The following is a 23,833-nucleotide window of genomic DNA, read 5'->3' as shown; positions in this document are numbered from 1 at the left end:
CGCATGGACAGACGCGTGGCGATCGCCGCCACTGGTCCCGCGTCGGCTGACGCGGGCCTGGCTGCCGCAGCCGCCGGCGGCAACGCCGTCGACGTCGCGATCGCCGCGATGGTCTCGGCGATGACCACCGAGCCGGGGATCGTCTCGGCGGCCGGTGGTGCCTTCGTGCACGTCTGGCCGGCGGACGGCGACCCCGAGCTCATCGACGGCAACGTCGAGATGCCCGGGCGGGGACAGGACCCGGCGCGGTTCGGCGCCGGGCTGCGCGAGATCCACACCTCCTACGGTGGCGGCCTGACCCTGTATGCCGGGCACGGCTCGGTGGCGACGCCGGGCGCCTTCGCGGCCCTCGGGACCGCCCACGACCGGCACGGCTCCGCGCCGTGGCGTGAGGTGCTGGCCCCGAGCATCGACGCCGCGCGCGCCGGCTACGTGATGGGCGGAGCCGCGACGACGTACCTGGCGATCACCGGTGACTCGGTCTTCGGCTGGGACGAGCACACCCGGCCGCTGGTGCGCGACACCGACGGCGCGGTGGTGAAGGCAGGCCAGGTGGTGACCAACCCTGACCTCGCCGACACCCTCGAGCAGATCTCGGTCGACGGTGCCCGTTCGCTCTACACCGGCGACCTCGCGGCTCGGATCGCCGCCGACAGCGACGAGCGGGGCGGGCTGATCACGGCCGCCGACCTCGCCGCCTACCGGGCGGTCGTCCGCACCCCCCTGCGGCTGGACCTCGGCGAGTGGGACCTCGCGCTCAACCCGCCGCCGTCGGTCGGCGGCCCGATGCTCGCCGTGATGCTGCGCGAGCTGGCCGGCGCCGGTTGGGACTGGCAGCGGATCATCGACATCCAGCGCCGGGTGCTGTCGTTCCGGCACCAGGTGCACGACCTGTCGACCGACCTGGAGGAGGACGGCTACGCGCTGCTCGAGTCGATCGACCGGCACGGGCTCGCGGGCCTCCCGACGTCGTCGTCGACCGCGCACGTGTCGGCGGTCGACAGCGACGGGACGATCTGCGCGATCACCGCGTCGAGCGGATACGGTTCCGGCGCAACGGTTCCCGGCACCGGGATGATGCTCAACAACTGCCTGGGCGAGCCCGAGCTGAACCGGCTCGGGCTGCACGCCCTGGCCCCAGGCACCCGGCTGGCCTCCAACATGGCGCCCTCCGTGGCGCGGTCATCGTCAGGCTCGGCGCTCGCGATCGGCAGCCCCGGCGCCGACCGCATCACCACCGCCCTGATGCAGGTGCTCGGCCGGCACTGCCTCGACGGGACGCCGATGCAGGAGGCCATCGACGCCCCGCGCGTGCACGTGCGGATCCTCGACGACGGCACGCCTCGGGTGGACCACGAGGACGACCCCGGCATCTCGGCGGCGATCGCGGCCCTGGGGCTCCCGTCCTTCTCGCACGGCCCGACCTCGATGTTCTTCGGCGGCGTCGGTGCCGCCCGGCGCCTCGCCGACGGAGCGCTCGATGCGGCCGGTGACTCCCGCCGCGAGGCCGCCACCCGCGTCTCCTGAGGCCGCCAGCCGCCGCTCCTGAGCTCGCCACCTGCGTCTCCTGAGGCCGCCCCGAGCTCCCTCAGGCCGCAGCGGGGTGGCGTCATGTATCAGGGAGTGCCGGGTCCCACTCCTCGATGTACACCTCGGGGGAGGACCGAAACCGCCATGACCTGTACCAGCACCACGCCAGTCGTGGACGCATCCTGGGCCGACGCCGTGGCGCTGGCAGATCGACTCCAGCGCGGCGAGCGACCCGCCGACCTCGGGCTCGGGGGACTCCCGGCGGACGAACGGGCCACGCTCCAGACCTCGGCGTCCTACGAGCAGCAGTGCGCACCTCGTGAAGACCATTGGGGCGAGCCGTCAGCGACCCAGGTGGTCGTCACCGACCGCCGCATCCTGGTCAGCCATCAGCACCGAGGGCTGCTCAGCCTCTGGTACGTCGACGTCGAGAACCTCCAGCTGGCTCGCGCGGAAGACGGCTGGGCGCTCGACCTGCACCCCGTCGGGATCAACCCGCACGTGCGCATCACCGGCCCGACCGCCCCGCTCGTCGCCGTGCACGTGGCGCACGCCGCGTTCCCGAGGACGTGGCAGCGCCTGTCCGGGCTGCTGCCGCTGCTCGAGGCCGCCTAGCGGGCAGCTCCGGTGACGGCCCACGCGTCTCCGCGGATCCGCCACCAGAAGAACGCCGCCCGGATCGCCATGAACGCGGTGAACACGACCCACAGCACCGCCACCGCGTGCGGTGCCCCGTCGGCCAGCAACCCGTCTCCCGCTGCGTGGACCCACAGCGCCAGCGGCAGGTAGAGCACCAGGGTCGCCGCCATCGCCTTGGCCATCCAGAGGCCGTCCCCGGCCCCGATGAGCACTCCGTCGACGACGAAGACGTAGCCCGCCAGCGGCTGACCGAGGGCCACCACCACCAGGGCGGCCGACAGAGCGGCCTGGACGGCGGGGTCGGTGGTGAACAGGAGCGGCAGCAGCGAGTGCACGGCCAGGACGACCACTCCCAGCCCGACGCCACCCCAGACGCCCCACCGCAACATCGTCGTCGTGGCCGACCGGGCCGCGGCGACGTCACCCGCGCCCAGCGCCCGGCCGGTGATGGCCTGTGCGGCGATGGCGAGGGCGTCGAGCGCGAAGGCGAGGAACGTCCAGATCGTCGTGGCCACCTGGTGCGACGCCAGCGGCACGTCCCCGAGCCCGGCCGCGACCCAGGTGGTGAGCAGGATGATGGCCCGCAGTGCGAGCGTGCGCACCAGCAGGGGTATGCCGGTGAGCCCGGCCCTCAGCACGCGCCCGGGGTGGGCGTGCAGGGTGGCGCCGGCCCGGCTGGCGTGCCGCACCATCACCGTCACGAGTCCGGTGGCCATCGCGGTCTGCGCGATGACCGTGCCCCACGCGGATCCCGCGATGCCCCAACCGAATCCGTAGACGAAGAGCAGGTTCAGGACGATGTTGGCCGAGAAACCGGCGACCGACGCGACCAGTGGTGTCCGGGTGTCCTGGAGTCCGCGCAGCACCCCCGTGGCCGCGAGCGCGACGAGCATCGCCGGGATGCCGAGGGCCGAGATGCGCAGGTAGGTCGCGGCATACCCGATGGCGTCGGGCGAGGCGCCGAAGACGCGACACAACGGCTCGGCGGCCACCGCCACCCCCACCGAGGTGAGGGTGCCGAGGCCGACCGCGAGCCAGGTGCCGTCGATCCCGGCCTCGAGCGCCCCGCGTTCGCTGCCGGCGCCGATCTGGCGGGCGACGATGGAGGTGGTGCCGTAGGCGAGGAAGACGAAGACGTTGGCCGCGGTGATCAGGGTGGCGCTGGCCACCCCGAGCCCGGCGAGCTGGGCGGTGCCGAGGTGGCCGATGATCGCGGAGTCGGCCAGCAGGAACAGCGGCTCGGCGACCAGGGCGAGGAACGCAGGGACGGCCAGCCGCAGGATCTCCCCGCGTTGTGCGGGGTCGCGGGGGCTGCTGGTCACCGCGCCACGGTAGCCGCGTGGCCGCCGAGCACGGTCAGGGCGTCCAGCGGGCGCGCACGGTGGCGACGAACTCCGCGAAGTCGCCGGCCATGTCGAGGTCACCCGGACGCATCAGCCACTGGAGCTGCAGCCCGTCCATCAGCGCGACCGCCTGCCGGGCCAGGCTCTCGGCGGGGATCCCCGCGCGGGCCGCGCCGTCGGCCTCCGCGTCACGCAGGGCCGTGGCGAGCGTCTCGACAGCGCTGCGGTGGTGCTCGCCGAGCCAGCCGTGGCCGGGGTGCTCGGGGTCGACCGCCTCGCCGGCGAGGCTGGTGAACAGACGGACGAGGGCCTCGCGGTCGCTGTTGAGCCGGACCAGGGTGGTCATGTCCTCCCAGACCTCCCAGCCGCGGGGCGGGTGGGGGCGAGCGGTGGCCAGCGTCGCGAGGTCGCGCACGTCGCGCTCGCGGAGCACCTCGGCCAGCAGCCCCTCCTTGGTGGGGAAGTGGTGCAGCAGCCCGCTCTGCGACAGACCGGCCGCCTCGGCGACCGCGGTCATCGGCGTCGCGTGGAAACCGCGGTCGGCGAACAGCTCGGCCGCCGCCGCGACGATCCGCTCGCGGGTGGCCGCGGTGGCCTCCGAGCCCGAGCCGCGCGGGCGGCCGCGACCACGGCGCGGTGCGCTCGCGGCGCGGGTTGCCGGATCGGTCGCCATGCCCTCGACCGTATGCCGCGTGCTCACCGGCCGGTCAGGCCAGCGGGAGGCGGTGGCGGATGTCGCCGAGCCCACGCGCGACGAGCAGCTCACCACCCGCGGCGAGGCTGGCCCACCGGTCGGCAGCGGTGTCCCAGCGTCGCCAGAGCCGAGCGTCGGTCGCGACCTGGACCGTGGCCGATGACCCGGCCGCCACCTCGACCGAGGTCCAGCCGACGAGACGCACCGGCTGGTCGGCCTCGGAGGGTTGCAGGTAGACCTGCACCAGCTCGCGCGAGTCGCGGGCACCGGTGTTGCGCACCGTCACCGACACCGTCGCGGAGCCGTCGGACGCAACGTCACCCAGCGACGCCGCGGCATACTCCCAGGTGCCGTAACCCTCGCCGGCGCCGAGCCAGTAGGCGGGAGGGTCGGCGCGCCCGGCGAACCAGCCGCGGTAGCCGACGAAGGACCCGTCGGTGTAGTCGAGCTGCAGGTCGGTCGGCTCCACCTCCCAGGCGGGTGCCGCGGCGTCGGCCGCGGGCCAGGTGGTGACCAGGCGCCCCGCGGGCTCGCGGACGCCGAGGAGGGCGTCGGCGACGGCGTCGCCGCCCTCCTGCCCCGGCAGCCCGACGACGAGGATGGCGTCCACCTCGTCGGCCCACGGCATCAGCACTGGCGTCGAGGCGTTGACCACCACCACCGTTCGGCGGGCCGCTGCCGCGACCGCCCGCACCATCGCGTCCTGCTCACCGGGGAGGGCGAGCGTGGACTTGTCGGACCCCTCGGTCTCCTGCTCCGGAGTGAGGCCGACCACCACCACGGCGGTGTCGGAAGCGCGGGCGACAGCGGTGACCGCAGCCAGGGTGTCCTCGAGAGGGGACGGGACGGGAGCGACGACCAGGGTCTTGTTGCCCATGCCCGAGGCCAGGATCTGCGAGAGGGTGCTGAGCTTGCCGTCGGGTCCCGGCTGCGGCTCGGACCGCACGATGGTGAGCTCGGCCTCGACCAGGGCGCCCGCCGGTGCCTCGACGTCGGCGGTCCACACCGGCGGCTTGAACATCGCCTCGCCGGGGTCGGCGCCGGTGGGGACGAGGTCGGCCTGCCCGATCTGCGTGCCGTCGACACCGACCCGCCAGGACCCGGCTCCCTTCACGCCCAGACGGACCGGACCGGCGGAGCTGAGCCGGGCGGAGAGCCGCAGCCGCTCGGTGGGTCGGGGGAGCGTGTCGTCCCACCCGGTGGTGACCTCCGCGCCGTCGACGTGCTCGGCCAGCATGACCACGCCATCGGCGTCGACGTGCTCGACCCGCATCCCGGGGGCGCCCGTCTCGGGGTCCGTGATGGTGCCCACTGGCGCGGGGAGGGGGCTCTGCCGCACCTCGACGCCGTCGACGACGGTGAGCAGCTCGCCGAGCTGGGCCCGCAGGCCGTCGGCGATGGACACCTGGTGAGGCGGGTTGACCTGCGCCGAGCCGCCGCCCATGCAGACGGTGTCGACGCCGTGCCGGCCGACCAGGGCGACCGAGCCGCTGGCGGCCAGCGGGAGGACGCCGCCCTCGTTGCGCAGGACGACCATCCCGTCGGTGGCGAGCCGGCGCAGCTGCGCGCGACGCTCGGGGGCATCCGCAGCCAGGGAGTCGGTCGGCCAGCTGCGGTGGACGTCGCCCAGGGCACCCACCCGCTGGGCGAGCAGGAGCAGGCGTTGCACGTGCTCGTCGACGACCGACTCGTCCACGGCGCCGGAGCGCACGTCGGCCACCAGGGCCTCGCCCCACGGACCGTCGGGGCCGGGCATCACCAGGTCGAGGCCGCCGAGCGCAGCCGGCGCGGAGGTCTTGGTCGCGAACCAGTCGCTCATCAGCAGGCCGTCCCAGCCCCACTCGCCCTTGACCACCTGGTTGTTCACGTGGTCCTGCTCGGTGGCGGCGACCCCGTTGACGTCGTTGTACGCGGCCATGATCGACCACGGCCGCGACTCCTCGACCGCGATCTCGAACGGCAGCAGGTAGACCTCGCGCAGCACGTCCTCGGCGACGACGGAGTTCATGTAGTTGCGCAGCGTCTCGGACTCGTTGGCGACCAGGTGCTTGAGGCACGCGCCGATCCCCTTGCCCTGCAAGCCCTGCACGTATGCCGCGGCGAGACGCCCGGTCAGCAGCGGGTCCTCGGAGTAGGCCTCGAAGAGCCGACCACCGAGCGCTGAGCGGTGCAGGTTGATGGTCGGTCCGAGGACGACGTGGATCTGCTGGCGCTCCGCCTCCTCGGCGAGCAGCTCACCGACCTCGCGGGCCGTCTCCTCGCTCCACGCGCCGGCGAGCAGGGTCGCGTTGGGGAAGAGGGCGACGTGGTCGCCGCCAGTAAACTTCAGGCCACGGACGCCGGTGGGCCCGTCGGAGAAGGCCATCGGCGCGAGCCCGATCGAGTCCTCGCCGTGCAGGGTGAACGAGGTGGCGCCGGTGAGCAGGCGCACCTTGGTCTCGAGGTCGAGCCCGGCGATGAGGGCAGAGAAGTCAGGTGAGGTCACCGGGTCAGTGTGGGCCGGGAGGGGTGTCGGAGTAAATAGTTACGGCAAACTATTTGCCCACCGAGACGTCCTCCGTCGGGGGTGGTTGGCATGATGACGTCGTGTCCACGATCGTCTTCCTCCACGCCCACCCCGACGACGAGGCCTCGCAGACCGCCGGCGCGATGGCCCGGGCCGCCGCGGAGGGGCACCGCGTCGTCACCGTCTTCGCGACCAACGGGGACCACGGCGAGCTGCCTGCGGCCGGTCTGCCCGAGGGCGAGACCCTCGTCGACTGGCGACGGCGCGAGGCGCAGGCCAGTGCCGACGCCCTCGGCGTGCAGCGGGTCGCCTGGCTCGGCTACGCCGACTCGGGGATGAGCGGCTGGGAGCAGAACTCGCACCCGAACGCCTTCCATGGCGCCGACGTCGACGAGGCCGCGCGACGGTTGGTCGCGATCCTCGACGAGGAGGATGCCGACGTGCTGGTGGGCTACGACTGGCACGGCGGCTACGGCCACCCCGACCACGTCAAGGTGCACCCGGTCGTGCACCGCGCCGCCGAGCTCGCCGCCCGGCGCCCCCGGCTGCTGGAGTCGACGATGAACCGGGACCGGATCCGCACCTGGTACCAGCAGGCGGTGGCGAACGGCGCCGAGGACCAGGCCTTCAACCCGGACAGCCCGATGGATGACGGCAACCCGCTGGGCACCCCCGAGGCCGAGATCAGCTGGCAGGTCGACACCAGCGACTACCTGGCGCAGCGGCGGGCCGCGCTCGAGGCACACCGGAGCCAGGCCACCGACATCGAGGGGATGCTCGGCATGCCCGAGGAGTTCTTCGCGGCCTTCTTCGGGACCGAGCACTACATCGAACCCGGCCTGGACCGGGCCTCGCACCCCGCGATGCAGGTCGGCTGGCCGTTCGGTGACTGAGCCCGGGCCGTCGCTCAGCCCGGCCGCGCTGCTCCGACTGCCCCAGGTCGCCCGGCTGCTGTTCGCGGCGCTGGTCGGTCGCCTGCCCAACGGCATGGTCCCGCTGGCGCTGGTCCTGTTCGCCCGCGACACCGGCAGTGGCTACGGGCGAGCGGGACTGCTCACGGCGGCATACTCGCTCGGTTGCTGCGTGGGCGGGCCGGCGCTGTCGCGGGTGATGGACGTGCGCGGACAGCGCTCGGCGCTGGTCCTCGGCGGGGTGGTCTCGTCAGCTGCTCTGGCAGTGCTCCCGTGGGTGCCGTCTGGCGGCGCGATCGTGGTGGCCCTCGTCGCAGGCGTGGCGACACCCCCGCTCGAACCGGCCCTGCGCACCCTGTGGCCATCGGTGCTCACCCCCCGGCAGGTGCCGTCGGCGTTCGCCCTGGATGCAGCCGCCCAGGAGCTGATCTTCGTGCTGGGGCCGCTCGCCGTGCTGCTCGCCCAGCTCACCGGGGCCGGCGGCGGCCTGGTCGCCGCAGCCCTCGTCGGGGTGGGCGGCACGCTCTGGTTCGTCGCGTCGCACGCGTCCCGGTCATGGGTGCCGCCGGAGCACGAGGACCGGCACTGGCTCGGGCCGCTGCGCTCGCGACGGCTGTCGGTCCTCTACTCCGCCATCGTCCTCGTCGGGCTCACCGTCGGGGTGCCGGCGGTCGCCCTGGTCGCCTACGCCGAGTCCGTGGGTGACCGCGGCCTGGCTCCGTGGCTGGTGGCCGCCAACGCGCTGGGCGCCCTGATCGGCGGCGTCGCCTACAGCCCGCGGGCGCCGCACCGCGACCCGCGCCGTGACCTCCTGCTCGGGCTGGCGCTGCTGGTCGTGACGTATGCCGCGCAGTCCGCGGTCCCCTCGTCGCCCTGGGTGATGGGGCTGCTCACCGTCGCCAGCGGGCTGGGGCTGCCACCAGTGCTGACCTGTGTCTTCCAGCTGGTCGACGAGTTCGCCCCGGTCGGCACGACCACGGAGGCGTTCGCGTGGCTGATCTCGGCTTTCCTGGTCGGCTCCTCGATCGGGGCCGCGGCGGCCGGGTCGCTGTCCGACGCCGGCCACATCGGAGGTGCCTTCGTCGTGGCCGGGGCGTCCACGCTGTTCGCGCTGGCGATCGCGCGCACCGTGGTCCGGCGACCCGGCCCGGCTATGGCTGGAGGTGCTTGAGCGCCTCGCGCCGGCTGAGGCCGCTCAGGCGACCGTCGTACTCCGCGACGGTCGCCCGCACCCAGTCCGCGTCGGTGCGGGCGTGCTGCCGCAACGCCCAGCCGATCGCCTTGCGGATCCAGAAACTGGGGTCCTCGAGGTTGGGCTCGATCGCGGCACGGAGCAGGCCGAGGTCGGTGCGCTCCTTGAAGGTCAGCTGGCAGATGATCGACGTGCGGCGCAGCCAGAGGTCCTCGTGCTCGATCCACTGCTCGATGGTCGGGGTGACCTCCGCCTTGTGGGACAACAGGATCGGGCCGATCCGGTTGCTGGCCACCTCGTCGACGTGGTCCCACCACGCGCCGGTGACCACGAGGTGCTCGTAGAGCGGGATGGTCTCCGGGTCCTGCCACCCGCGGTAGCTGCGGTGCCCCGTCAGTGCCGTCGCGGCATACCGCTCCTCGCGGTGGGTGGCACCGTCCCAGAGCTCACGGACCGCCTGCTCCCACTGGCGGCGCTGCGTGATCCGGTGGTCCGGGTCAGCCAGGACCGGGCGCAGGATCGCCTTGAGCAGGGGGGCGGTGATGCCGCGGTAGGGCATCGCCGACTTCATGTAGGCCTGCTGGGCGATCGCACGTTCGGGATCACCCGCGGCCGCGAGCTCGGCCCGGATCGCGGCGACGACGGGGTGGGTCACGGGAGCAGCATGCCCGCCCCGCCGTCACCCTGTCGCGGTCAGGGTGGCCCTGCCGCCTCCGGCACGGCCAGCCACCAGGCTGGCTCAGTGGTGGGCGGGCGCGTCCTCGAGCTTGGGGGTGCGGATCGCGAACGCCACGCCCACGACACCCAGGGCGAGGACGGCGCCGACCCCGAAGCCCCACCGGACCCCGGTGCTGAGGGCATCGAGCGGAGCCGCGCCACCGGCCGTCGCCGTGGCCGCCCGCCCGGCCATCACGCTGACCACGATCGCCGTGCCGGCCGCCGCGGCGACCTGCTGGAGCGAGCCGAGGACGGCACTGCCGTGGGCGTAGAGGTGCGGCGGCAGGACCGACAGGCCCGAGGTGAAGACCGGCGTGAAGACCAGGCCGAGCGAGGCCATCAGGAAGACGTAGTCGGCCAGCAGCAACCACGGCGAGGTGTCGGTGCCGACGCGGGTGAAGAGCGCGAGGGTGACCGCCATGACGACTGCGCCGGGGATGACCAGCCGCGGGGCGCCGAACCGGTCGTAGGCGCGGCCGACGACCGGCCCCAGCAGTCCCATCACGAGCCCGCCCGGCATGAGCAGCAAGCCGGTCATCAGGGTGCTCAGGTGCAGGACGTCCTGCAGGTAGAGCGGGAGCAGGATCATCGCGCCCATCATCGCCATGAACGCCAGGCACATCAGGCCGAGGGAGACCGCGAACGGGCGGAAGGTCAGGGTGCGCAGGTCGAGCAGCGCCCCGCCGCCCCGCTGCAGGACGACCTGGCGGCGGACGAAGGCGACCAGGGCCACGACACCGGCGGCGGTGACGACGGTCGGCGGGATGGTGTGCGTCGCGCGGCCGCCCTCGCCCAGACCGCTCAGCCCGTAGACCAGGGCGCCGAAGCCGATGGCCGAGAGGACCACGCTGGGGAGGTCGATCCGGGTGCTGGTGGGCTCGCCGATGTTGACCAGCTCGCGCAGCCCGAGCGAGCCGACGACCCCGGCGATGGGGAGGACGACCGCGAAGATCAGCCGCCACGAGCCGAGCTCGAGGAGCAGGCCGGAGACCGCCGGCCCGAGCGCAGGTGCCACCGACATGACGAGGGTGACGTTGCCCATCACCTTGCCGCGGTCCTGCGGCGGGACGAGGGTCATCATCGTCGTCATCAGCAGCGGCATCATCACCGCCGTGCCGCTGGCCTGGATGACGCGGGCAGCGAGCAGGACGGTGAAGGTGGGGGCGAGGGTCGCAGCGGCGGTGCCGGCCAGGAAGAGGCTCATGGCCAGGGCGTACGCGGTGCGCGTCGACACCCGCTGCAGGAACCAGCCGGTCGCCGGGATGACGACCGCCATGGTCAGCATGAACGCGGTGGACAGCCACTGGGCACTGGTCGCCGGGACGGCGAAGTCGCGCATCAGCCGCGGGATCGCGTTGACCATGATCGTCTCGTTGAGGATGACGACGAAGGTCGACAGGGTCAGGATCCGCATCACCAGGTTGACGTTCACCGCCCCCTCGGGTGCCGGTGTCTTCGGGCTGGTGGGGGTGGCGGGCGGCTCGGGCCGGGTCTCGGCCAGGGCCGCGGTCGGCTCCGCCTCGGTGGTGCAGGTCGTGTCGCTCATGTCGTGTCCTCGGGTGGGCGGTGCTGCTCTGGAGTGGGTTCGTGGATGTTGACCGCACTCACGCCGAGAACTCATCGCGCAGCTCGTCGCGCCGCTGCACGAGCAGCCGCCGGGTGGACGCCAGCAGCACGTCGGACCGCCCGGTCGCCCGCAGCCGCGGGGCACCCGGCGGTGGCACGAGCAGCCCCGAGCCGGGCGCCAACCGCTCGAGGAGCGCTGCACCGCGGCCAGCCGCGGAGGCGGGCACGCCGAGTCGGGGCCAGAGCTCGCGGGCCAGCATCCGGCCGGTCGCACCGAGCAGCCCGTTGGCCTGGAGGGTGACCCAGACGAGGGCGCCGACGGCGGTGTCGTCACGGCTGCTGCGCACCAGCATCGCCGGGTCGATGGCGAGCGCCGCCTCCCACAGCCGGCGCAGCGCCGCCCCCAGCTCGGCGTCGTCGAAGACCTCGGTCGCGATGCGGTCGCACTCCGCCCCGATCGCGATGGCCCGGGCCGCGACCGCGGGTGCCCCTGCGGGGCCGAGGTCAGGGCCGAGGTCGGGGAGCGTGAAGAGCCGCGGCGGCAGGGGCTCGGCGTCGAGGGCGGCCAGGGCGTCGGGGCCGCCGACCAGGGCCTCGAGCCAGGAGCGCTCGTGGTCGCGGCGCTCGAGGTCGGTGGCCAGCTCGGCGACCCGGGCCCGCGGTCCTGCGGCTCCGCGGCCCGGCACCAGGTGCGCGGCGTCCGCGCCCTCCTCGACCCAGTGGTCGGCCGGCAGCCCGTCGACGAGCACGAGGTGGGTGATCCGGGGACGGCGGCGGTCGGTGGCGGTGCCGGATGAGGTCATGTCCTCACTGTGTCAGCGCGGCCGACGGCACCCCGTGGGTTGTCCACAGCCCCCAGCGGCGCTGGCGCCGGCGCAGGTCTGCCACCCATTCGGGACGACGCCTGCAGAGCCGGCCACCCGGCATACCGAGGCCTGCAGAGCCGGCCACCCGGCATACCGAGTGGGTGTGCGGCGTGGCTCAGGCGGCCCCGTAACGCGCCTGGGCGCGGGCCTTCGCCTTGGCGGCCTCGACCTCGCGGTCCTTGGGTGGCGCGCTCGTGGTGAGGTGGTCGAGCAGGTGCTGGGTCGCGTGCGCGACCTCGGCCACCGCCTCGTCGAAGGCGGCCTGGTTGGCGGCACTCGGCCTGGTGCTGCCGCTGACCTTCCGGACGTACTGGAGGGCGGCGGCGCGGACCTCGTCGGTCGTGGCGGCGGGCTCGAAGTTGTGCAGTTGGCGGATGTTGCGGCACATGTCCCCAAGGCTACGTCGGGATCCGCGGACACGCCCGAAACTTTCTCGGGTCCACACCCGGTGGACGGCATCTGCGCAGGTCAGCAGCGTGCAGCGCGACGGGCCGTCGCGAAATCCACAGGGTTATCCCCCGACTGTGCACAGTGGATCCGGGCGTTGCGCACACCTTGTCCCCACCCTGTCCACAGGGCCGGTTTGAGCCGGGGCCCGGTCGGCCATACGTTGTGCCGATCACGGGTCCCGGTGGTGTCGGCGCAGGTTTGTCGGTGCCGGCTGGTGTACTCGAATCACACAGGTGGAGTTCGTCTCGGAGGCCGTCCCACGGGCGTCCGGGGCGTCGGCAGAATTGTGACAGGGAGTTGCCCGGGTGTCTCTTGCGGAGCTGAGCACGAGTGCGTTCGGCACCGGTGGCGATGGTCCGCCACCGAGTGACGAGCGGGTTCCGCCCCAGGACGTGCACGCCGAGCAGTCCGTCCTCGGCGGCATGCTGCTCTCCAAGGACGCCATCGCCGACTGCGTCGAGGGGCTGCGCGGTGTCGACTTCTACCGGCCGGCTCACGAGCTGATCTACGACGCGATCCTCGACCTCTACGGGCGGGGTGAGCCGGCCGACGCGATCACCGTCTCCGACGAGCTGTCCAAGCGCGGCGACCTGCAGCGGGTCGGTGGCCAGGCCTACCTGCACACCCTGATCCAGGCGGTGCCGACCGCGGCCAACGCCGGCTACTACGCCGAGATCGTCAGCGAGCGCGCCGTCCTGCGGCGGCTGGTCGAGGCCGGCACCCGGATCGTGCAGCTCGGCTACCAGCAGGGCAACGGCGACGTCGAGGACATCGTCAACGCCGCCCAGGCGGAGGTGTATGCCGTCGCGGACAAGCGCGGTGGCGAGGACTACCACGCGCTCGGCGACATCCTCGAGGAGACGCTCAACGAGATCGAGGTCGCCGCCGGTCGCACCGACGAGATGATCGGGGTGCCCACCGGGTTCATCGAGCTCGACGAGCTGACCCACGGCCTGCACCCCGGCCAGATGATCGTGCTCGCCGCGCGTCCCGCCGTCGGCAAGTCGACGATGGGGCTCGACATCGCCCGGGCCGCAGCGATCAAGCACAAGATGGCCACGGCCGTCTTCTCGCTCGAGATGAGCCGCTCCGAGATCACCATGCGCGTGCTCTCGGCCGAGGCGCAGATCCAGCTCCAGGACCTGCGCAAGGGCACCATCGGCGACCAGGGCTGGAAGAAGCTGGCCCGGATCATGGGGCAGATCAGCGACTCGCCGCTGTTCATCGACGACTCCCCGAACATGTCGCTGATGGAGATCCGCGCCAAGTGCCGGCGGCTCAAGCAGCAGCACAACCTCAAGCTCGTCGTCATCGACTACCTCCAGCTGATGAGCTCGGGCAAGAAGGTCGAGTCGCGCCAGCAGGAGGTCTCCGAGTTCTCGCGAGCGCTCAAGCTGCTCGCCAAGGAGCTCGAGGTTCCGGTGATCGCGATCAGCCAGCTGAACCGTGGACCCGAGCAGCGCACCGACAAGCGCCCGCAGATGTCCGACCTGCGTGAGTCCGGCTCGATCGAGCAGGACGCCGACATGGTGGTGCTGCTGCACCGCGACAAGTCCGACCCGGGTCGCGAGGGGGAGGCCGACGTGATCGTGGCCAAGCACCGTAACGGCCCCACCAAGGACATCGTGCTGGCCTTCCAGGGGCACTACTCCCGGTTCGCCAACATGGCCCGCGACGGCTTCTGACGCCTGGCCCACCCAGCGCATGCTCCAGCTACGGATCACCACGCCGACCGACCTGACCGAACAAGTCCTCGCGGTATTCGCCGGGGATCCCGCCGTCAGCCAGCTGGCGGTCCTCGAAGGCGCGTCCCGCCTGCCGGCGGGCGACATCGTCCAGGTCGACGTGGCCCGCGAGGCAGCCAACGAGCTCATCGACCGACTCGGCGCACTAGACCTACCGCAACGCGGCACCATCCACGTCGAACCGGTGACCACGTGGGTATCCAAAGCCGGGTACGACGCCGAACGCCACACTCCCGGTGCCAGCGCTGACGCCGTCGTCTGGGCCGACGTGACCCAACGAGCCTACGAAGAGTCCGAGCTCAACTGGACCTACCTGGCGTTCATGACGCTCGCAACCCTGCTCGCCGCCATCGCCATCGTCGTCGACTCACAGGTCCTCGTCATCGGCGCCATGGTCCTCGGTCCGGAGTTCATCGCCATCGCCGCCCTCGGCCTGGCCCTGGTTCGCCGTCGATGGACCCTCTTTCGGCTGGCCGCCCGCACCCTGCTCGTCGGGTTCGCCGTCGCCATCAGCGCAACCACCCTCGCCGCCCTCGCCGGCCGCGGTCTCGGCTGGATCACCGTCGATGACGTCACCGGCCCCCGACCCGGCACCGACTTCATCTACTCCCCGGACAAGTGGTCCTTCATCGTCGCGCTCATCGCCGCAGCCGCAGGCGTGCTGTCCTTGACCTCCGCCAAGGTCGGTGGGCTGTCCGGGGTCTTCATCTCCGTCACCACGGTCCCCGCCGCCGGGAACGTCGCCCTCGGCATCGCCTTCGGCGCCAGCCAGGAGATCTGGGGCAGTGCCATCCAGCTGGTCCTCAACATCACCGGCATGATCCTCGCCGGCTGGGCCACCCTCGCGCTCCAACACGTCGTCTGGAACCGCAAAGCGCACCACCGCCGACGACTCCTCAGCCGCCACCCCAGCCACTGACCGCGCTACCCGCACGGCAAGCTCCGCTGGCCCCACGGTCCGCTGGCCCCACGGTCCGCTGGCCCCACGGTTCGCCTCCCCACATCCGTTCTCGTCGCGACCGGTGACACTTCGTGTCGCTCCACCCGTTCGAGGTGTCTGCCTACCCGGGTCGGGCGCGGCTCACCTCGAGTCAGACAGGGTGACCACGAGGTCGGCGCGGGCGCGGGTCTGCGCGACGAGCCGGGCGTTGCCCTCGTCGACCGCCGCCACCCAGGCGGCGGCGTGGTCGGGTGACTTCCCGAACTCCACGTGCCGCGCGACCAGCCGCTCGAGCCGGACCCGGTCGGACAGGTCGCAGTACCAGACCTCGTCCATGGCGGCCCGCACGCGCAACCACTCCGGGTCGTCCACCAGCAGGTAGTTGCCCTCGGTGACGACCAGTCGGGCCGACGGCGGCACGGCCAGCGCCGCGGCGATCGGTTGCTCCAGGGTCCGCTCGAATCCCGGCGCGTAGACCGTCCCCGCCGTTTCGGAGCGCACCCGCTCGAGCAGCGCGGCATACCCGGCGGCATCGAAGGTCTCCGGCGCACCCTTGCGGTCGCGCAGGCCCAGTCGGTCGAGCTGCGCGTCGGACAGGTGGAACCCGTCCATCGGCACGTGCGCGACCCAGTCGCCCGGCACCCTCGCAGGAGGCGTGTCCGCGAGCTCCACCAGCAGTCGCTCGACGAGCGTGGTCTTCCCCGCGCCGGGCGCGCCGGTGATGCCGAGCACGGCCCGGCCGGCCCCGGCCCCGGTCACCCGTGCGACCAGCTCGCGGGCCCGCCCGGCCAGCTGCGCGACGTCCAGTTCCTCAGCCACGTCGCCCATCATCACACCGTCGCAGTCACGGCCGTCCCGCCTCACGTCCAGATCGCGGCGGGTATGCCGTCCGAGAAGGTCTCCGGCGGATCCGGCAGCGAGTGCGCCTCGCCGTTCACCCACCTGGCCGCCGTCCACGCGGCGGCGCAGGCGTCGAGGACGTCGTCGGCCGCATACCCGCTGCCGGACAGCACCGACGGTGAGGCGAGTCCCGCAGCTCGCAGGGCGGCGAGCCGCGCCGCCCTGCCCTCGTCGGTCTTCTTCCCCGGCGAGATCGGCGCACCGGTCATGGTCGCGAAGCAGAGCTCGGGGTGTGCCTCGAGCACTCGCACCGTCGGGCGGCTGTGCACCCACGCGTCCACCTCGAGGATCTTGGCGCGCAGGCCGAACGCCTGCGCGCCCACCCCCTGACCGGTCAACGCGCGGTTGACCGGGTCTGCGTCGGCGCGGGTCGGCTCTGCATAGGCGGCACGAGTCAGCGTCGTGAAGACCGAGGATGCCTTGCCCCGCAACGACTTCCGCGCGAGCGAGTCGGCCAGCCGGAGGGTCGAGTCCGGCAACCCGATCGGGATGTCGATCGCCACCACCTGGATCGCCAGCGACTGACGGACCGTCTCGACCAGGGCTTCGATGGTGGCCGCCACTGCGACCCGCGGCCGCGGAGCGCCGGGCTCGAGGATCGCCCCCACCCAGCCGGCCTTGCACGCGTCGACCCCCAGCACCGGCGCCGACACGACGACGGGCGGCAGCGCCTGCGAGCCCGAGCCTGGTGCGGCCCGGGACGCGGCCACGGCCTCCTCGAGCTCCGCCACGGTGGAGCGGGCCGCAGCCAGGGTGGCGTCGACCGCACCCGCGTCGACGGGACCTCCGTCGGACGCGGAGTCGTCGAACAGGCCCGCGAGGGCGGTCGCGTGCTCGACCAACCGCCGCGACAGGTCGCGCACATCCCGCGTCCCCGAGGCCGCACCACCCGACGACTCGTCACCCGCCATACCGGTGCCACCTCCCGCCGTGCCTCGACCCGCTGATGGGTGAAACAGTGCCAGACATGCAGGCAACCCCCGAAGCCCAGGCCACCCCCGCCTACGACGTCGAGTCGCTGCGCGCGCAGTTCCCGGCGCTGCAGGGTGGGGCGGCGCACTTCGACGGCCCGGGCGGCTCGCAGACCCCGCTGGCGGTCGCCGACGCGATCGCGCGCCAGCTCACCAGCCCGATGTCGACCCGCGGCGAGGTCACCGTGGCCGAACGCAACTCCGACGCCGCAGTGGTCGCTGCACGGCAGGCGCTCGGAGACATGATGGGCACCGACCCGGGCGGCGTGGTCTTCGGGCGCAGCATGACGGCGCTGACCTTCGAGCTGGCCCGCACCCTCGCGCAGGACTGGGGCCCCGGCGACGAGGTGGTCGTGAGCCGGCTCGACCACGACGCCAACATCCGCCCGTGGGTCCTGGCTGCCGAGCAGGCCGGTGCCACGGTGCGCTGGACTGAGTTCGACGCCTCGACCGGCGAGCTGGCGCCCGAGGCGTTCGCGGCCGTCGTGACCGAGCGCACCCGCCTCGTGGCCGTCACCGCCGCCTCGAACCTGATCGGCACGATGCCCGACCTGCGTGCCATCGCGGCACTCGCCCACGACCACGACGCCCTCCTCTTCGTCGATGCCGTCCACCTCGCACCGCACGGCCTCATCGACCGGGAGGCCTGGGGGGCGGACGTGGTGACCTGCTCGCCATACAAGTTCTTCGGGCCGCACTGCGGCGCCCTCGCCGCCGCGCCCGAGTTCCTGGAGTCGCTCCACCCCGACAAGCTGGTGCCGTCGTCCGACGCCGTGCCTGAACGGTTCGAGCTCGGGACCCTGCCCTACGAGCTGATGGCCGGCGTCACCGCAGCGATCGACGTGGTCGCCGGCATCGTGCCCGGCGACGGCTCGCGTCGCGACCGGCTGCACAGGTCGCTGGCTGCGGTTGCCACGCATGAGCTCCAGCTCCGCGCGCAGCTCGAGCATGCGCTCGTCGAGCTGCCGGGCGTGACCATCCACTCCCGCGCCGCTCGCCGGACGCCCACGCTGTTGCTGACCTTCGACGGCAATGAGAGCAAGGATGTCTCGCGGCAGCTCGCGGCCCGCGGCGTCAACGCGCCGGCCGGGCACTTCTACGCCCTCGAGGCCTCGCGCGCCCTCGGGCTCGGCGACTCCGGCGGCCTGCGGATCGGGCTCGCCTCCTACACGAACTCCGACGACCTCGACCGCCTGCTCACCGGCCTGCACGAGGCGCTCGAGCCCTGAGTCTTTGCAGGGTTGACCCCGCCAGGGCGTGGTCAACCCTGCAAAGACTCGGCTGAGCTCGGGGGTATGCCGCGCGGCTGGGTCAGCGCGCGACCGTGAGTCCCAGCCAGCTGGCCAGCTCGGAGATCTCGCGGTCGACGGCCTTGCGCAGGGCCGCGGGGAACGGCTCGTCCTCGTGCACGGCGTCGACGCGCAACACCCCACCGTCGAGGTCGGCGGTGGCGTCGAGCTTCCCGACCAGGCGGTCGCCGTGCAGGATCGGCAACGCCCAGTAGCCCCACCGGCGCTTGGCGGCCGGCTTGTACATCTCCAGCTGGTAGTCGAACTCGAACAGCTCAGTCATCCGCTTGCGGTCGAACACCAGCCGGTCGAGCGGCGACAGCAGCACGGTCCGACCCCGGAACGGTTCGCCCAGCTGCGAGAGCTGCTCGGGGTCCACCTGCCACTGCCCACGCAGGCCCTCGACCACCGCGACCACCCCGACCGACCCGACGTCGTGCGGCTCGGCCTGCGTCTCGACCGCCTTGGCTCGTGCGATTCCCAGCGCCGCCAGCCGTCGGCGGGCCCGCTCGACCTCGGCTTCCGCGGCCGGGACGGCGCGGGTGTCGGGGTAGATCCGCGAGGCCAGGTCCCACTGCCGCTCGCGACCGGCCCGGCTGGCCACGGCGACCTCACCGCGGGACTCCATGAAGTCGAGCATCCGCTGGGTGTTCTTGTTGTTGGTCCAGCCGGTCGAGCGCCACGGCACGACGCAGGAGTCGGGCAGCTGCCGCGCCGACAGCGGAGCCTCCGACTCGAGCTGGTCGAGGATGTCGAGCCGGCACTCGTCGTTCGCGGACACCCAGTCGGCGACGTCCATCTGCCAGTCGACCAGCGGCTCGGGTCCCGGCCAGGCTTCCATCTCGGCCCGGTGCAGAGCGATGTCCTCAGCCGGTCGCAGGAAGCCCCGCAGCTCGACCACCCGGCGCTCCTGGAACAGGTCGTCGAGGTCGCCGATCCGGTACGACCGACCCAACCGGCTCCAACAGACCAGGTCGGCGCTGGGCGCGACGGCGGCGGTGAGGTCGACCTGCACCGCGGACAGCCGGCGCACCACGTCGAGCAGGTCGGTGGGCCGCGGCTCGTCGAGCAGCTGCGCCCCCACCGCGATCCGTCGCGCGTCCTGCCGAGACAGCCGCACGGGCTCGTCGGCAGGCTTCCGCGTCCCCACGGTGCGGGTCAGCCCCCGGACTCGAGCGCCAGCCGGCGCTTGAGCACCTTCGCGAGGTAGTTCATCTGCTCCACGTGCGCCGCGTCGCCGTCGGTCTGGACCACCGCAGGGCCCTGGTGGTCGGTGATGATCGCCACGGCATACCCGTCGACGATGCCCATCTGGCGGGTGACGGTGTCGCTGCGCAGCCAGCCACCCTTGAACGGTCCCGCACCGATGGTGCCGAGCCCCCACCGGTGAGCCGAGATGGGGCGCATCGACGACAGGATGTAGGCGCTCGCGGACTTGGACACGACGCGCCCCGAGCTGAGCGCGGCCATGAACCGCACCTGCTCGCGGATGGTCCACTGCATCCCACCCTGCGACGCGTCGGGGGCGACGGTGCGGGTGTCGCCGATCGAACGCAGCACCCGGGTGATGGCGGCCCCCGGGCTGCCGGGGATGTCGTTGCGGAGGGCGACCACGGCGTCGCCGTCCGAGGCGGTGAGCGCGGCCGTGACCCAGCGCTTCTGCTGGGCGCTCGCCTTGGCCGGGTCACCGTCGCAGGCGGCGTCGAGGAAGGCCGCGACGACGAGCACCTTCGAGGTCGACCAGGCCTTGTAGCTGGACACCGATCCCTCGATCGTCACGTTGCCCGGGTTGCTCAGGGGCGCGAACGCGAACGCGTCGTTGGGGTCGCCCTTGAGACTCGTGCGCGGCTTGCTCGCGGACGGCTTGGGCGAGGGCTTGGGGGTCTGGGTCTTCACCGGACTCGGCTTCTTCGTGGGGCTCGGCCGCTTCGTCGCCGTGGTGGTCGTCGTGGTCGAGGGCGCCGCGGTCGTCGTGCTCGTCGACGAGGTGCTGGACGTGCTGCTCGCAGCGCGTGGGGTCTGCGACGCCCCCGCACACGCGCTGAGCACGAGACAGGCTGCTGCCAACCAGACGGTGTGCCGCATGGTCACCGAGGGTAACCCGGGGGCGGGTTCACATCGAATGCGGAGATGATGGGGGCCATGCCCTACCTCGTGAAGCCCGGTCGCCGCCCCGCCCCGGCCACGGGACCGATCGCCCCCGACCCGTCCCTGCCGCGCGCCTGCGTCATCGGCGCGGGCTCGTCCGGCCTGGCCGCCGCCAAGGCCCTGCACCAGGCGCGCGTGCCGTTCGACTGCTTCGAGCGGGGCAGCGTCGTCGGTGGCAACTGGGTCTACGACAACCCCAACGGTCTGTCGGCCTGTTACGAGACGTTGGAGATCAACACCTCGGGGCCGCGGATGGCCTTCTCGGACTTCCCGATGCCGGCTGACTACCCCGCCTACGCGCGGCACGACCAGGTCGCCGCCTACTTCAACGCGTACGTCGACCACTTCGGCTTCCGCGACCGAATCACCTTCGACACCACCGTCACCGACGTCTCACGCGGACCCGGCCAGACCTGGTTGGTCACCACCAGCGGGCCGGACGGCGAGCACGTCCGGGAGTACGACGCGGTGCTCGTCGCGAACGGCCACCACTGGGACGCGCGGTGGCCGCACCCGGCATACCCGGGGTCGTTCGACGGCGAGCAGATCCACGCGCACGACTACCGCTCGAGTGCACAGCTGGCCGGCCGCGACGTCGTGGTCGTCGGTTCGGGCAACTCTGCCCTCGACATCGCGGTCGAGGCCGGCAAGGTCGCCCGCTCCGCCAACCTGTCGCAGCGGCGCGGCCAGTGGGTGCTGCGCAAGCACCTGCTGGGGCGCCCGACCGACCAGGTGGTGCTGCCCGGCTGGTTGCCCTGGTGGGCCACGGCGGCACGGCTGCGACTCGGCGCCCTGCTGTCCGGCAACGTCGCGAAGCTCGGTCTCCCGCAACCGCACCACAAGCCCGGCCAGTCGCACCCGGTGCAGTCCGAGGGCATCCGTGACGCCCTCAGCTCCGGCCGGGTCGCCCCGCGCCCGGCGATCGAACGGCTCGATGGCGACCACGTCGTCTTCGCCGACGGCAGCAGGGTGCCGGCCGACCTGATCGTCTGGGCGACCGGGTACCGGGTGACCTTCCCGTTCCTCGACCCCGCGCTGGTCGCCGCGAAGGACAACGACCTGCCGCTCTGGAAGCGCACCGTGCACCCCGACCTGCCCGGCCTCTACTTCGTGGGGCTGCTGCAACCGGTCGGCGCCGTCATGCCGTTGGCGCAGGCGCAGGGGGAGTGGATCGCGCAGATCCTCCGCGGCCGGTACGTCTCGCCGCCGGTGGCCGAGGTGCGCCGCCAGATGCGGGCCGACCACAAGCGCAACCGGCGGCAGTTCTACCAGTCCGCGCGGCACACCATGGAGGTCGACTTCGACCACTACCTCTGGGACCTGCGTCGCGAGCTGCGCCGTGGGTTCGACCGCGCCCGAGCCGCGCGGTGAGGCGGGTCGACTGACCACTCGTTGCGCCCGGTTAGGGTGGGTTCGTGGGGAGTCGAGGGGGTGTGGGTCGGGGCGTGCTGCGCTGGGCACCGACCGCCGCGGTGCTGGCCGGGTTGCTGGGGCTGCTCGTCGTGGGGTGGCGGTACGCGCAGTACGTCCCCGTGTTCGGCGACGACGTGTGCCGCAGCCGAGGGTTCTGCGACGAGCGGGCGATCGCGCTGACCCGCCGGGAGCTGTCCTGGTGGTACCTCGCCTCGGCGGTGCTCGCGGTCGTCGGGATCGTGGTCACGGCGATCCGTCGCTCGTGGCGGCGGCGCAACCTCCCTGACTACGTGCCCACCCTGGGCGTGGCTCGCCACACCGGGATGGCCGCGCTGCTGACCTTCGCAGGGCTGGGATGGTTCGTCGCAACCTTCGTGTTCTGGCTGTTCGGCGGGGCTCCTCTCGTCCTGGCGGTCTCCGCCTGCTGGCTGGTCGGTCTGGCCTGGGGCCTCGACCGCCTGCACCGCCGAGCCGCGCCGGGCGAGTCGACCGGGGCCACGCTCCTCGTCTCCTCGGCCGCTGCTGTGACCGGCGCGGCCCTGGCACTGTCGGCCTTCGCGCTCGTCTACCAGCTCGGCGGCAAGGGTCAGCTGGTCCTGCCCCCGCTCGGCGCGCTCCTCGGCGTGCTCGCCGTCGTGGCGCTGGCCCGCGTGCCACGCAGCGGCACCACGCTCGCCGTCGGTGCTGCCGTCGTCGCCGTCCTGGTCGGCGCCGGCGTGATGGCCTCGTTCGACGCCGGCCGCGACTCGGTCCGCTCCCTGCGGGACGCGTTCCACCCCTGGGTCCCGACCGCTGCCGAGGTCGCCGAGTCGGCCAACCCCCAGCCCCCGCCCGGGGAGGGCCCGCGCCCGCCCGGCGTCCCGGCCCCCAGCCCCACCACCAAGCGGACCCCGGTGGTGAAGGCCTCTCGGCCGTGTGGGCCGACCGACCTCACCCTGCAGGCCACCGGCTGGGACGCGGCGATGGGTGACACCTCCGTCACCATCGTCGCCACCAACCAGTCGTCGACCGCCTGCTGGGTGCAGGGCCACCCGTCGCTGCGGCTGCTCCAGGGCGGCGTCGACCTGCACCTCGAGGTGGGCACCCCGAAGACCAGCGCCTACGGCGAGCCGCTGCGGGCGCAGCGGGTCGGGGTGGCGCCCGGCGGTGACGCGTTGTTCGGCTGGTGGTGGAAGGGCTACCGGAACGCCGCCGACCAGGAGACCCCGCAGACCGTCGTGCTCGACCTCGGGCGGGGGGCGCCGCTGCGGCTCGAGCTGCCGCGCGACCCCCACCTGGTCGACGTGGTCGACGGCGCGAAGGTCGATGTCACCCCTTGGGGTCCGCGGGTCGACTGACCACTCGTCGCGCCGACTGACCACTCGTCGCGCCGACTGACTCCTGCTGGGCCGATACCCGGTTGGTGCGGGCCGTGGTCTGGGTCATGATCGAGCCCATGGCATCGAAGGCGCAGCAGTACCCCGACATGTGGGTCGATCCCGAGGACGACCCCCGCGAGACCGAGACCACCACGGCGACGGACGAGCGGAGCGTGCTGCTCGAGTACCTCCGGCACTTCCGGCTCACCTTCGAGATGAAGTGCGAGGGGCTCGATGCCGAGCAGCTCGCCCGCCGGTCGGTCGAGCCGTCCTCGATGTCGTTGCTGGGCCTGCTGCGGCACCTGGCCGCGGTGGAGCAGACCTGGTTCCGGATCACGATGGCGGGTGAGGACGTGCCGCGGCTGTGGGGCAAGGACCAGGACCGCGATGCCGACTTCGACGGGGCGGTGGCGGACGACGAGGTCGTCGCCGAGGCCTGGGAGGCCTGGCGCCGCGAGGTGGAGTATGCCGTGGCGTTCGTCGAGCGCGCCGAGTCGCTCGAGCTGCTCAGCACCCATCCGACACGGGGCCCGATCACGTTGCGGGAGCTGCTGGTGCACCTGATCGAGGAGTACGCGCGGCACTGTGGGCACGCCGACCTGATCCGCGAACGGGTGGACGGGCGCACCGGCCAGTAGGGCCGATCCCCAGCCGC

General features: G+C 72.8%; 22 protein-coding genes. 11 read left to right on the top strand and 11 right to left on the bottom strand.

The features are described from left to right. The first annotated feature begins 3 nt into the window (after positions 1-3). Both BLQ34_RS13815 and BLQ34_RS13810 read left to right on the top strand, forming a co-directional pair. Entirely contained in the window at positions 4-1,527 is a 1,524-nt protein-coding gene (locus BLQ34_RS13815; protein ID WP_091786615.1) for a gamma-glutamyltransferase, read from the top strand. A gap of 147 nt (positions 1,528-1,674) precedes the next feature. Continuing rightward, entirely contained in the window at positions 1,675-2,145 is a 471-nt protein-coding gene (locus BLQ34_RS13810) for a hypothetical protein (RefSeq protein ID WP_157693055.1), read from the top strand. Here BLQ34_RS13810 and BLQ34_RS13805 read toward each other — a convergent pair. Genes BLQ34_RS13805 through BLQ34_RS13795 form a run of 3 tightly spaced genes read right to left on the bottom strand, consistent with a single transcriptional unit; the run spans position 2,142 to position 6,691 of the window. Beyond that, a complete protein-coding gene (locus tag BLQ34_RS13805) occupies positions 2,142-3,491 on the bottom strand; it encodes an MATE family efflux transporter (RefSeq protein WP_231961177.1) in 1,350 nt (449 codons plus the stop codon). The two genes, BLQ34_RS13810 and BLQ34_RS13805, sit on opposite strands and share 4 nt — an antisense overlap. A gap of 34 nt (positions 3,492-3,525) precedes the next feature. Further along, the gene (locus BLQ34_RS13800; RefSeq protein WP_091786609.1) at positions 3,526-4,185 is read right to left on the bottom strand and encodes a TetR/AcrR family transcriptional regulator; all 660 of its coding nucleotides are present in this window, start codon (positions 4,183-4,185) and stop codon (positions 3,526-3,528) included. 34 nt (positions 4,186-4,219) lie between these two features. Beyond that, on the bottom strand, positions 4,220-6,691 hold the full coding sequence (locus BLQ34_RS13795; RefSeq protein ID WP_091786606.1) for a beta-glucosidase family protein: 2,472 nt from the start codon (positions 6,689-6,691) through the stop codon (positions 4,220-4,222). Positions 6,692-6,792: 101 nt separating this feature from the next. Here BLQ34_RS13795 and BLQ34_RS13790 point away from each other — a divergent pair, with 101 nt between their 5' ends. Further along, positions 6,793-7,605, top strand: a complete 813-nt coding sequence (locus BLQ34_RS13790) for a PIG-L family deacetylase (RefSeq protein WP_091786604.1) — start codon at positions 6,793-6,795, stop codon at positions 7,603-7,605. Next, positions 7,598-8,794 (top strand): MFS transporter, encoded by a 1,197-nt coding sequence (locus tag BLQ34_RS13785; RefSeq protein ID WP_091786601.1) that lies wholly within the window; start codon positions 7,598-7,600, stop codon positions 8,792-8,794. The genes BLQ34_RS13790 and BLQ34_RS13785 overlap by 8 nt, the downstream gene beginning before the upstream one ends. Here BLQ34_RS13785 and BLQ34_RS13780 read toward each other — a convergent pair. From BLQ34_RS13780 to BLQ34_RS13765, 4 genes are all read right to left on the bottom strand, one after another. Beyond that, entirely contained in the window at positions 8,775-9,470 is a 696-nt protein-coding gene (locus BLQ34_RS13780; protein ID WP_091786598.1) for a DNA alkylation repair protein, read from the bottom strand. The genes BLQ34_RS13785 and BLQ34_RS13780 overlap by 20 nt on opposite strands. Positions 9,471-9,554: 84 nt before the next feature. Next, positions 9,555-11,078 (bottom strand): DHA2 family efflux MFS transporter permease subunit, encoded by a 1,524-nt coding sequence (locus tag BLQ34_RS13775; RefSeq protein WP_091786596.1) that lies wholly within the window; start codon positions 11,076-11,078, stop codon positions 9,555-9,557. 58 nt (positions 11,079-11,136) lie between these two features. Next, positions 11,137-11,901 carry a hypothetical protein gene (locus BLQ34_RS13770; protein ID WP_091786593.1) on the bottom strand — a complete coding sequence of 255 codons (765 nt, stop codon included), beginning with the start codon at positions 11,899-11,901 and terminating at the stop codon, positions 11,137-11,139. 178 nt (positions 11,902-12,079) lie between these two features. Continuing rightward, complete coding sequence (locus BLQ34_RS13765) at positions 12,080-12,352, bottom strand: DUF2277 domain-containing protein (protein WP_091786590.1); 273 nt, start codon at positions 12,350-12,352, stop codon at positions 12,080-12,082. 367 nt (positions 12,353-12,719) lie between these two features. Here BLQ34_RS13765 and dnaB point away from each other — a divergent pair, with 367 nt between their 5' ends. Together dnaB and BLQ34_RS13755 are read left to right on the top strand one after the other, a co-directional pair. Beyond that, positions 12,720-14,099, top strand: coding sequence for a replicative DNA helicase (dnaB, locus tag BLQ34_RS13760; RefSeq protein ID WP_172829409.1), 1,380 nt, complete (start codon positions 12,720-12,722; stop codon positions 14,097-14,099). 19 nt (positions 14,100-14,118) lie between these two features. Then, positions 14,119-15,078 (top strand): DUF389 domain-containing protein, encoded by a 960-nt coding sequence (locus tag BLQ34_RS13755; RefSeq protein WP_091786587.1) that lies wholly within the window; start codon positions 14,119-14,121, stop codon positions 15,076-15,078. A gap of 162 nt (positions 15,079-15,240) precedes the next feature. Here BLQ34_RS13755 and BLQ34_RS13750 read toward each other — a convergent pair whose 3' ends face one another. Beyond that, positions 15,241-15,918: a nucleoside/nucleotide kinase family protein gene (locus BLQ34_RS13750; protein ID WP_231961175.1), complete on the bottom strand. Its 678-nt coding sequence runs from the start codon at positions 15,916-15,918 to the stop codon at positions 15,241-15,243. Between the two features lie 41 nt (positions 15,919-15,959). Next, entirely contained in the window at positions 15,960-16,910 is a 951-nt protein-coding gene (locus tag BLQ34_RS13745) for a DUF429 domain-containing protein (RefSeq protein ID WP_091786584.1), read from the bottom strand. Between the two features lie 56 nt (positions 16,911-16,966). On the opposite strand from BLQ34_RS13745, the gene BLQ34_RS13740 reads away from it, so the two are divergent. Continuing rightward, positions 16,967-18,199 carry a cysteine desulfurase-like protein gene (locus tag BLQ34_RS13740; RefSeq protein ID WP_091786581.1) on the top strand — a complete coding sequence of 411 codons (1,233 nt, stop codon included), beginning with the start codon at positions 16,967-16,969 and terminating at the stop codon, positions 18,197-18,199. 82 nt (positions 18,200-18,281) lie between these two features. On the opposite strand, the gene BLQ34_RS13735 is transcribed toward BLQ34_RS13740, so the two are convergent. Then, positions 18,282-19,379: a DNA glycosylase AlkZ-like family protein gene (locus BLQ34_RS13735; protein ID WP_091786579.1), complete on the bottom strand. Its 1,098-nt coding sequence runs from the start codon at positions 19,377-19,379 to the stop codon at positions 18,282-18,284. Positions 19,380-19,417: 38 nt separating this feature from the next. After that, positions 19,418-20,155, bottom strand: a complete 738-nt coding sequence (locus BLQ34_RS13730) for a serine hydrolase (protein ID WP_091786576.1) — start codon at positions 20,153-20,155, stop codon at positions 19,418-19,420. Here BLQ34_RS13730 and BLQ34_RS13725 point away from each other — a divergent pair. From BLQ34_RS13725 to BLQ34_RS13710, 4 genes are all read left to right on the top strand, one after another. Further along, positions 20,136-20,393, top strand: coding sequence for a hypothetical protein (locus tag BLQ34_RS13725; protein ID WP_157693054.1), 258 nt, complete (start codon positions 20,136-20,138; stop codon positions 20,391-20,393). The genes BLQ34_RS13730 and BLQ34_RS13725 overlap by 20 nt on opposite strands. 8 nt (positions 20,394-20,401) lie before the next feature. Beyond that, entirely contained in the window at positions 20,402-21,778 is a 1,377-nt protein-coding gene (locus BLQ34_RS13720; RefSeq protein WP_091786570.1) for a flavin-containing monooxygenase, read from the top strand. A 44-nt stretch (positions 21,779-21,822) separates the two neighbouring features. After that, a complete protein-coding gene (locus BLQ34_RS13715; RefSeq protein ID WP_157693053.1) occupies positions 21,823-23,157 on the top strand; it encodes a DUF4232 domain-containing protein in 1,335 nt (444 codons plus the stop codon). Between the two features lie 98 nt (positions 23,158-23,255). Further along, on the top strand, positions 23,256-23,816 hold the full coding sequence (locus BLQ34_RS13710; protein ID WP_091789992.1) for a DinB family protein: 561 nt from the start codon (positions 23,256-23,258) through the stop codon (positions 23,814-23,816). Positions 23,817-23,833: the final 17 nt, after the last annotated feature.

It is taken from the genome of Pedococcus dokdonensis (assembly GCF_900104525.1).
GTDB classification, from domain to species: Bacteria; Actinomycetota; Actinomycetes; order Actinomycetales; family Dermatophilaceae; genus Pedococcus; species Pedococcus dokdonensis.
This window is presented reverse-complemented; position numbering and strand designations above follow the sequence as displayed.